A 6,478-nucleotide genomic window follows, 5' to 3' on the forward strand; every position below is an offset into this window, starting at 1 on the left:
CTCCGAAGGCTTGCAGGGCGTCGAGTTCGTCGTCGCCAATACTGATGCCCAGGCGCTCACGATGTCGAAGTCGTCGCGGCTGATCCAGTTGGGCGCGCATGTGACAGAGGGCTTGGGGGCCGGATCTTTGCCACAGGTCGGCAGCGCGGCCGCGGAGGAATCCATAGACGAGATCATGGATCATCTCGCGGGAACGCATATGTGTTTCATCACGGCGGGCATGGGGGGTGGCACCGGGACAGGCGCTGCGCCGGTTATTGCGCGTGCCGCACGCGATGCCGGCATCTTGACGGTGGCGGTCGTTACCAAGCCTTTCGTGTTCGAGGGCAAGCGCAGGACCCAGGCCGCGGAGGAAGGCATAGAACGCCTTCGCGAGTGCGCCGATACAGTGATCGTCATCCCGAACCAGAACCTCTTCAGGGTCGCCGACGCCAGGACCACGTTTGCCGACGCCTTTGCCATGGCAGACCGTGTTCTCTACGCGGGTGTCGGATGCATCACGGATCTCATCGTGAAAGAAGGCCTGATCAATCTCGATTTCGCCGATGTGAAGTCAGTGATGCGGGACATGGGCCGGGCGATGATGGGAACCGGCGAGGCTTCCGGCGAGGGCCGTGCAAGGACTGCGGCCGAGGCTGCGATCGCCAATCCGCTGCTCGATGAGGCTTCCATGACAGGCGCCAGAGGCCTGCTCGTGTCGATCTGCGGCGGCACGGACATGACGCTGTTCGAGGTCGATGAGGCTGCGACACGGATACGGGAAGAGGTCGACGCCGACGCCGACATTATCGTGGGCGCCATCTTCGACCAGGCATTGGCCGGGAAGTTCCGGGTATCGGTCGTCGCAACGGGCCTGCGCAAGATCATGGACATTGCACAGCCCGAGCAAAGGACCGCTTGAAGCGCTCGGCCTGTCCAACGGCGACGCACTTGTCGCACTGTCGCTCAACCTTTGACCGAATCCAGCCGCAAACCCGGCGTGCCAGACCGACCAGCCGATCATTCCTGCTCGACTATCGTCGCGTCCTGGAGGCGATGAGCATCGCGCGGATGTTCGCGGCGAGGCGGCCGCAGCACGTTGCCGACCGCACCATCGACAAGCCGGCTCAGATCATTGCGGAACCTCCGCCTCTAGGGTAATTTAGAAACTGATTGGATGAGGAATGCGCCCGCATTCGCCTTGGCGCCTCTCTCAGTTCCTGTATCGGCAGATTGTGAACTCTTTAACAGACCCTGACACCGCAAGCTGCGTTCTTGTGGTCGACAGGTCATAGCAGTTAAGGATTTGCCATGCTGCGATGCTGCGCGTTCATTGCAGCCTTGATCCTCGTGGGCCTCGCGACGTTCGACGCTCACGCCGATCGAAGGGTTGCCCTTGTGATCGGCAATTCCGAATATCGTGAAATCCCGGCGCTCAAGAACCCGGACAAGGATGCCGCGGATGTGTCGAACACGTTTCGGCTTGCCGGCTTCGACGTGTTCGTCGCCAAGGATCTCACCAAGCTCGAATTCGAGAAGCAGTTTCGCAGCTATCTGGCCGCCGCCGACGGCGCCGACCTGGCTGTCGTCTACTATTCCGGCCACGGCTTCCAGATCGGCGGCGAGAATTTCCTGATCCCGGTCGACGCCTCGCTGAAGAGGGCGGCCGACATCGAGGTCCAGGCGATCAAGCTCAACGATGTGCTGGAGCAACTGCGCTCGAAATCGAAGATCCAGGTGATCATCCTCGACGCCTGCCGCAACAACCCGTTCCCGCGCAAGGACTACTGGCTGCGGGATCAACTGATCACCGCCGGCAATGCCGGCCTCGCGCAGGTCAAGAGCTCGCTGAACACGCTGATCGCCTTCGCCACCGAACCGGGCTCGGTCGCCTATGACGGAACCGGTGACCTTAGTCCCTTCTCATCGGCATTTTCGCGCCGCGCGCTGGCGCCTAACCAGGAGATCCGCGCCGTGATGGCCGCGGTGCGCCGCGACGTCGTCCAGGCGACCGACGGCAAGCAGGTTCCCTGGGAAAACTCCTCGCTGATCGACGAGGTCGTGCTGATGCGCCGCGCCACCCGGCCTTCGCTGCCGCCGGTGCTGGAGAAGGTCGTGCTCTCGGGGGTCGGCCCGGTCGATCTCGGCCTGCCGCAGCCGATCGATGTCGACGGCGGAACCGTCACCGTCAGCATCGAGAGACCGCCGGCTCTCGGCCGCCTGACGCTGGACGGCAAGCCTGTCGAGGTCGGCCAGCCGATCCAGGGCAAGGACCTGCCGCGCCTGAAGATGGATGTCCCCAAGGGCGCCGCCGCGCAGGACGAGGTGGATATGCTGGCCTACGCCACGCATGACGACTGGGGCGGCCAAAGCCAGGGCATACTGGTGTTCCGGGTCAAGAGCGGCGAGGGAGCCGATGGTCAGCAGATCATGGCCTCGCTGGAGGCCGAGCAGAAGCAGCAGATCCTGGAGCGCGGCATCCAAATCACCGGCGCCGCAGAGGCGATCGAAAATCGTGACATCGGTGTTCCGGTGGGCGTCGGCCCGGTTGCGCTGAACCTGGATCTGCCGACGAAGGACCCCGCGGTCAGCCTGAAAGTCGCGAGCTATCCGGCAACGGGAACGCTATCCCTGCCTGACCGAACACTGACGCCCGACGCAAGCCTAAGGGCCGACGAGGTCGAGCACTTGCGGTACGAACCGCAGATCGGCACCGTCAAGCCGCTCATAGTCGGCCTCGAAATCCGGGCCGACGACAATTCATCCAAGCCCGCCAGCATGAAACTCTCGCCAAGCGTCGATCCATGCGACACGGCCGCCGGCGAACCGCTCGACCTGCAAGGCGTGGTCCCCGGCCTGTTGCCGAACGAGATCGGCGCCGGCGCGGTGGACGCCTGCGAGACGGCTGTGAAGGCTTATCCGGATGTACCCCGCTTCCGCTATGAACTCGGACGCGCTCTGCTTGCCGTGGGCAAGGTCGAGGATGCCAGGACAGCCATCGAGGAGGCCGCGAAAAGGGGGCATGTCCGCGCCGTCTTCGAACTCGGCTACCTGCATGCGACCGGAACCGGAACCGCTCAGGACCGCACGCAGGCCAATGCCCTCTACAAGGCTGCGTCGGACAAGGGCGATCCCTACGGCATGACGTCCTGGGGGCGCGCCCTGTTCAACGGCTACGGCGTCAGGCCCGACACTGCAAAGGGGTTGGACCTGCTGCTCAAGGCCGCGGCGATGGGGCACACCTATGCCATGAACGATCTCGCCGCGATCTTCACGGAGGGCCGCAACGGCGTGACCGCCGACCCGGATCGCGCGGTTGCCTTCCTTCAGGCCGGCGTGCAGCGGCAGGACATGTATTCGATGAACCTGCTCGGCCGGAACTATCTTAGCGGCCAGGGCGTGGACAAGGATCCGAAGATGGCGCTGACGCTGTTTCAACGGGCCATCGATCTCGGCCAGCCCTACGCTCCAGCCAGCCTTGGGCGCATGTACCGGGACGGCTCCGGCGTGGAGCGGGACCTCGCCGAGGCACAAAGACTGTTCGAGCTAGGGACCATGCGCGGCGATCAGTCCGGCGCCTACGATCGCGCGGCTCTCGAAATGCAGAAGGGCGACAAGGCCAATCAGGCCGTCGCCGCGCGTTTCCTCGCTTTCGCGGCCGCGCTCGACCTTCGCAAGGAGCTGCCGGAGGCCAGGAAGACGCTGGCAAAATTCGCAGCGAAGCCGAAAACGGCGGCGCTGGAGCAGTTGCAACAGGAACTCAAGTCGAAGGTCGCCGCGACCGGCTCGCTGGACACTCAGCTGATCAACGCGGCCAGAGGGGTGTGGGAAGAAGCCAATCCGCGCAGGGACCTTTTCTGATCAACCGGGAGGCAATGGTGGGCAGGACATTGAAGCAGGCAATCACCGCAACAACGCTGTTCGGCTTCATGGTGGCGCTCATGGGCTGCACGTCCCTGATGCCCAAGGCCGAGCCGACACCGGTGGCGGCGAAGCCGCAGCAGAAGGTGGTCCGCACGACCCCTCAGACCACGGTCGTCAAACAGAAAAAGGTGACCGCCAAAAAAGTGGTAAAGCCGGTTGAGGAAACCACTGTGACCGCGCCTGTTGTTCCCACTATGGGAGGCGGTGGGAGCGGCGGAGGCAATAGCGGCGGCGGCTGGGGAGGATGACCAAGCATCCAGGGCAGCCGGCTGCGATGACCGTGCGGTGCGCCACTGACTTCAGCACCGCCTTCACAAAGGCCTAGGCATCCGCCGATTGGCGCAGCGCCTCGATCTCCGCCGTCTGGATGCCCATTTCGACGAAGGCTGAAAGCACGGAAAAGCGATCGGCGAGCGCGACACGTGCCAGCCCCGCCAGTATCCCGGCATTGACCGCATGGGCGGCGGGGAACGGCCGCATCACAGGCATCGCCGCCTCGTCCGCGGCTAAACCGCCGTCGCGCCATATCACGGCCAGGGCAATCCAGGCGACCGGCGTCGTCGGCGGCATCGCCACGGCCCTGCTCAGCGCCGCATGGTGCCTGGGATTGTCCGGCTCGCTGACCCAGTCGCCGACAAGCATGAGCAACTCCAGGTCCTGCCCGTCGAGCAGGTCGCGCAGGTGGCTCAGGCATTCATGAGCCCACCAGACCGCGGCCCGTTCGGCGAGCAGATAGGCACAGAACGTGATTGCTTCCTCGGGCACCGGCCCGGCGAGCAGGGCTCGGCAGAACTCGATCGAGGCCTGTTCGGTCGGGAGGGCGCTCATGTCCCCGGCGACAGCGGGACAAGCCGTGAAAAGGTCCCGTGCCGTTTTGTATCGGAGCTCATTGGCCATGGCCGCCACGCCTTTCCCCGAGGAATAACAGCCACTCAAGCGCCCGGCGAGGCGCCGGTCAAGTCTTGCTCGACGGGCAGGCGGCCATCGCCGGCGATGCCGCATATTTTCGGTGTGGCCGACAGACAATCGCTTCGGAATTTGATATGATCCGCGGCCGGCGAAATCGGATGCTTCAAACGGGAGTAACGGTTATGCGAATGGGCAGTTCAGCCTTTGTGTTGGCGGTCGTGCTTGTGTCTGGCCAGGCTTTTGCCGATCCGCTGCAGAAATCGGAAGACATTGTGAAGTTTTTTGCCGGAGCGGGCAATCTCGGCGCTTCGCGCGGGATTTGCGTCGGCACCGAGGACGAGTGCAAGAGCAAGGCCGAGGCGAAGGACGCGCCGGCCAAGAAAACCGGCCTCGACATGATGATCAATTTCGGGCTCGATTCAGCCCAGCTCGACACGACCGCGCGCACCGAGCTCGACGAGTTCGCCAAGGCGTTGAAGGACCAACGGCTGAGCTCTTTCAGCTTCGTCGTCGAAGGTCACACCGACGCCTCCGGCTCGTCCCGCTACAATCAGGAACTGTCACAAAGGAGAGCGCAATCGGTGGCCGCCTTCCTGACGGCCAATGGCGTTGCCGCCACCAGGCTCGAAGCGATCGGCCTGGGCAAGACGCATCCGCGCAGCGCCAACCCGTACGATCCGGTCAACCGCCGGGTCGAAATGCGGATCAGGACGGAGTAGCACCCCTCATTTGCGTCGGCAGGCGCCCTTTGCGGCAGGCCCGGGTTCCGGCCGTCACTTGTTGAGCACGCCGCCCACAGCCACACCGGTGCCGAAGATCAGCGCCTTGGTCAGGAAGTCGTTGTTGTTGTCCTGGGGCGGCGGGGGTTCCTCCCGGCCGACCAGGGTGTCGCGGTTGCGCTTCTTCTGAACGACCTGCTGTTGCTTCTTGCGCTGCTTCTGCACCACCGGCTTCGGTGCGCGGGCCTTCTGCACCACCTGTTTCTTCGGCGTCGTCGCGCGGGCCTGGTCGGCGGCGTGCCTGGCGCGCACCGCCTCCATCATCGGGTCCGTCTGGACCACCAGGAAGGCCAGTTGCTCCCGCGTCAGGAAGCCGGTCGGCGGCAGGCCGTTCTCCTCTTGCCAGTCGCCGATCGCCTGGCGGGTCTTGGGGCCCATATTCCCGTCAACGCTGCCAAGTTCGTTGCCGAGGGCCTCGATGCGCAACTGCAGATCGATGCGCCCCTCGCGATCGAGACCGATGGCGCTTTCCGTCAGTTCGCTGCCCAGCGCCTGCTTCATTTCGTCCGAAATGCCGACCGACGTGCGCACGGCGGAGCCGGAATTGGCGTTCGCCTCGTCCGTATCGAGGGCCGCGACCTGCTTGTCTTCGGCTTTCGGGTCCTGCAACTCGTCGATGTTCAGCTTCGCCACCGTGGCGAAACGGCCGTTCGGGAACTGTTCGAGATAGGCCTCGTAGAACGGGATGGAATTCTTCTTCGAGGCCTCGTCCCACAGACGCTGCTCGACTTCCCATGACGGAGGTTCGCCGACCACTAGGGCGGGGGTCGAAGTGGCCGCGGCGCCGGGTGTCTCGGCTGCGGGTTTTGCCGCGGGCGTCGCCTCGACAGGTTTTCCCATGAAGACCTCGCGCCCCAGCGAGGCATTGTGCCACGGCCGCTGCCGGC

6 protein-coding genes are annotated in these 6,478 nt (G+C 64.4%); 4 read left to right on the forward strand and 2 right to left on the reverse strand.

From position 1 onward, the window contains the following. The 3 genes from ftsZ to EOA33_RS20155 form a co-directional block, all read left to right on the forward strand. On the forward strand, nt 1-901 hold a 901-nt coding region (gene ftsZ / locus EOA33_RS20145), incomplete at its 5' end, for a cell division protein FtsZ (protein WP_127406388.1). Between the two features lie 389 nt (nt 902-1,290). Continuing rightward, nucleotides 1,291-3,840 (forward strand): caspase family protein, encoded by a 2,550-nt coding sequence (locus tag EOA33_RS20150; protein WP_127406389.1) that lies wholly within the window; start codon nt 1,291-1,293, stop codon nt 3,838-3,840. Nucleotides 3,841-3,869: 29 nt separating this feature from the next. Next, the gene (locus EOA33_RS20155) at nt 3,870-4,151 is read left to right on the forward strand and encodes a hypothetical protein (RefSeq protein ID WP_245455434.1); all 282 of its coding nucleotides are present in this window, start codon (nt 3,870-3,872) and stop codon (nt 4,149-4,151) included. Between the two features lie 73 nt (nt 4,152-4,224). On the opposite strand, the gene EOA33_RS20160 is transcribed toward EOA33_RS20155, so the two are convergent. Then, complete coding sequence (locus EOA33_RS20160; RefSeq protein ID WP_189347288.1) at nt 4,225-4,800, reverse strand: hypothetical protein; 576 nt, start codon at nt 4,798-4,800, stop codon at nt 4,225-4,227. Nucleotides 4,801-4,994: 194 nt separating this feature from the next. Here EOA33_RS20160 and EOA33_RS20165 point away from each other — a divergent pair, with 194 nt between their 5' ends. Then, nucleotides 4,995-5,531 carry an OmpA family protein gene (locus EOA33_RS20165; RefSeq protein WP_189347287.1) on the forward strand — a complete coding sequence of 179 codons (537 nt, stop codon included), beginning with the start codon at nt 4,995-4,997 and terminating at the stop codon, nt 5,529-5,531. Nucleotides 5,532-5,585: 54 nt separating this feature from the next. On the opposite strand, the gene EOA33_RS20170 is transcribed toward EOA33_RS20165, so the two are convergent. After that, nucleotides 5,586-6,478: peptidoglycan-binding protein (locus EOA33_RS20170; RefSeq protein WP_190234317.1), on the reverse strand; the 893-nt coding region annotated here is incomplete at its 5' end.

Origin of the sequence: Mesorhizobium sp. M4A.F.Ca.ET.050.02.1.1, assembly GCF_003997725.1 — a bacterium.
Classification (GTDB): domain Bacteria; phylum Pseudomonadota; class Alphaproteobacteria; order Rhizobiales; family Rhizobiaceae; genus Mesorhizobium.

Excerpts from the sequence above, each read along its gene's own strand:
- EOA33_RS20150 (WP_127406389.1), top strand. The coding sequence starts at position 1,291 with ATGCTGCGATGCTGCGCGTTCATTGCAGCCTTGATCCTCGTGGGCCTC.
- EOA33_RS20160 (WP_189347288.1), bottom strand. The coding sequence starts at position 4,800 with ATGGCCAATGAGCTCCGATACAAAACGGCACGGGACCTTTTCACGGCT.
- EOA33_RS20165 (WP_189347287.1), top strand. The coding sequence starts at position 4,995 with ATGCGAATGGGCAGTTCAGCCTTTGTGTTGGCGGTCGTGCTTGTGTCT.